Origin of the sequence: Streptomyces sp. NPDC050625 (assembly GCF_040654755.1) — a bacterium.
Lineage (GTDB): Bacteria > Actinomycetota > Actinomycetes > Streptomycetales > Streptomycetaceae > Streptomyces.
The window spans coordinates 1-2604 of the sequence record NZ_JBFAIQ010000109.1; the positions used below are offsets into that span (position 1 = coordinate 1).

Here is a 2604-nt window from a genome sequence, read left to right on the forward strand (position 1 = left end):
ACCCCAAGCCGTTCATCTGGACCAAGACCGCCGAAGAGATCCTCGACTCCCTCGCCCGCTTCTGCCGACGGATCTCTGGCGCAGGACACTAGTGGGTTTGGGCGTGATGCCGGGTCAGTGTGTGCCAGCGGCGTTCGAAGTCCGGGGTGTGGTCGGTGATGTGGGCTGGGGTGATCGGCTTGTTGTACTGGGCGGTGATCGCGCGGGCTGTGCATTCCTGCGCGACGGCATCGGCCGACGGCGCCGTGGTGCGTGCGCGGTGCTCGGACCAGATGGTGTAGATGCGGAACTGCAGCGGGTAGCGGCGCAGCGTGGAGGGGCTGATGGGTTTTCTTCCCCGGCCGAGCATGCCTTTGTTCGCGAGGAGGGCGGAGAGCTCATCAGGAGACGGTTCGCTGCCGTGCTGAGTTTGGTGTTCCATCCAGGTGAGGTAGTAGCGGTCGACGACGGTGAGGTCACGTCCGTCGGGAGGCTCCTGCCGTGGGGGCTCATCGTCGCTCTTGGCGACTGTGCTGGGACTGCGTTGCCCTGGGGCGGTGTGTGTACTGGCGACTGCGGTCTCGTGCCCCGTCTGCGCGTCCGGCTGGGGCTCGTCCTGCGGCTGCGCGGTGGGAGCGCCGGCCGTCTCGTTCTCGGCCGGCGGGGCGGAGTCGGTGCCGTCGGTGCCGTCGTCGGGGTCGTGAAATTCGGCAGCGTGGTCGTGCGGTTCGGCCGCGGTGACCGGCTGGCTGGTGCCGCCGGTGATACCGGCCTGCTGGTGCTCGTACTCAATCGGCGCGGCGGTGTCGGGATGGGGGCCGTGTTCGGCTGCGTACATGGCCCAGGCGTTGGAGCAACTGTCGCCCGACGCCAGTGTGTCGTCCCCGCCGTGCGCGTCGTGGGGCCCGGCCTCAGTTTCGGTTTCGCTTGACGGTGCGTGACGGTGCTTGAGGGCGTGCAGCAGGGGCTCCGGTTGCTCGCCGGACGATGGCCCGTCGGCTGGGGTGGCGATGCCGTGCTGGCCCTGGGGTGGGGGAGTGAACTGCGTGCTCGGGGGCCCGATTCCGCAAGCGTGGGACCTGGGCTGGGAGGCGTCGGCGAGGAGCCGGGTGGCTCCTTCGTCTTCCGTGTCCGCGTCGGGTGACCGACCGGGGTCTGCGGGCCGTGGCTGATCGGCCGGCTGGGGCTCGGCGCCGCTTGGCCGCACAGGCTCCTCTCCCTGCTGGAGGGCGGCCTCATGTGCAGGGCTGTGCTGCTGTGCTGGCAGCGGGATGCGCTTGCCGGTGAACTGGAGGGGAGGACCGCTGATGCCTGCGGCTGCGAGGCCGGCCGGGGCGGTCTCGGCCAGGGGGATGCCGTAGCGGGCCAGGCGTAGGGGCATCAGGGACTCGATGGGGGCCTTGCGGCGCCAGGCTCGGCCGAAGCGGGCCTGGAGGCGGGCCTGGTAGACGAGGCGTTCCTGCTCCAGCTTGATGACCTGCTCGTAGGAGCGCAGCCCCCACAGCTTCATGCGGCGCCACAGGAGGAAGGTGGGCACGGGGGAGAGCATCCAGCGGGTGAGGCGGACGCCCTCCATGTGTTTGTCGGCGGTGATGTCGGCGATCCGGCCGATCGCGTGCCGGGCCGCCTCGACGGCGATGACGAACAGGACCGGGATCACCGCGTGCATGCCCACGCCCAGCGGGTTGGGCCAGGCGGCGGCGCCGTTGAAGGCGATCGTGGCCGCGGTCAGGACCCAGGCCGTCTGGCGCAGGAGCGGGAAGGGGATCCGGATCCACGTCAGGAGCAGGTCCAGGGCGAGCAGGACGCAGATGCCCGCGTCGATGCCGACCGGGAAAAGGTAGGAGAAGTTCCCGAAGCCCTTCTTGAGAGCCAGCTCGCGGACGGCGGCGTACGAACCGGCGAAGCCGATGCCGGCGACGATCACGGCGCCGATGGTGACGACTATGGCCGTGGCGCGCTGGGCGCGTGTGAGGGTCCTGCGGGTGGCGGGGCTGTGCGTTGGCTTGTTCCCTGTTGGCGTGGGGCCGGCACCGTTCGGCGTGCCGTGTACGGGGGAGGCGTGGTCGTTCTGTCGTGTGTGCCTCCGTGATGTGTCGAGCAGGGCCGCTCGGGTGCCGTTCATGGACGGTGGGCCTGATTCGCTTCGGTGGCGTGGAGCAGCTCGTCGATGAGGCGTGTGGTTTCCGACTGAAGAGGGCAGCCCAGGCTGGCGTTGACCTGTTGGAGGCGGGAGATAGCCATGTGGAGGCCCGACCGGTTCCCGGCCGTGTGCTCGATCAGCATCCAGGCGCGGTAGATCTTTTCGGCGGTGGGGTCGACGTCGAGCGCGGTGGCGATGGCCTGGCGGGCCAGGTTGAGGTTGTGGTGGGGGCCGGGTGGGGTGCGCTGGGTGGCGACGGTATGGGCAACGTCGAGGATCGAGGTGGTCATTTCCTGTTGGTGGGGTTCGGCCCAGGGCAGGGGGCGGCCGTCGAAGGGCCGGCCGCGGACGAGCTGGAGTGCTGTTTCCAGCCGGGGCAGGTTCTCTTTGTCTGTAAGCACTTCTTTGGGCTCCAGTGCACGGAGTTGTTTTGGCTCCGCTGCAGGGGTGGAGGGGGCGTGTGTTGGTGTGATTCACGCCCC

At 69.4% G+C, this 2604-nt stretch carries 2 protein-coding genes; both read right to left on the reverse strand.

The window, feature by feature from the left end:
* Positions 1-88: 88 nt before the first annotated feature.
* A complete protein-coding gene (locus AB0I54_RS48070) occupies positions 89-2104 on the reverse strand; it encodes a DUF2637 domain-containing protein (protein ID WP_363302740.1) in 2016 nt (671 codons plus the stop codon).
* The gene (locus AB0I54_RS48075; RefSeq protein ID WP_363302741.1) at positions 2101-2523 is read right to left on the reverse strand and encodes a bacterial transcriptional activator domain-containing protein; all 423 of its coding nucleotides are present in this window, start codon (positions 2521-2523) and stop codon (positions 2101-2103) included. The genes AB0I54_RS48070 and AB0I54_RS48075 overlap by 4 nt, the downstream gene beginning before the upstream one ends.
* Positions 2524-2604 lie beyond the last annotated feature (81 nt).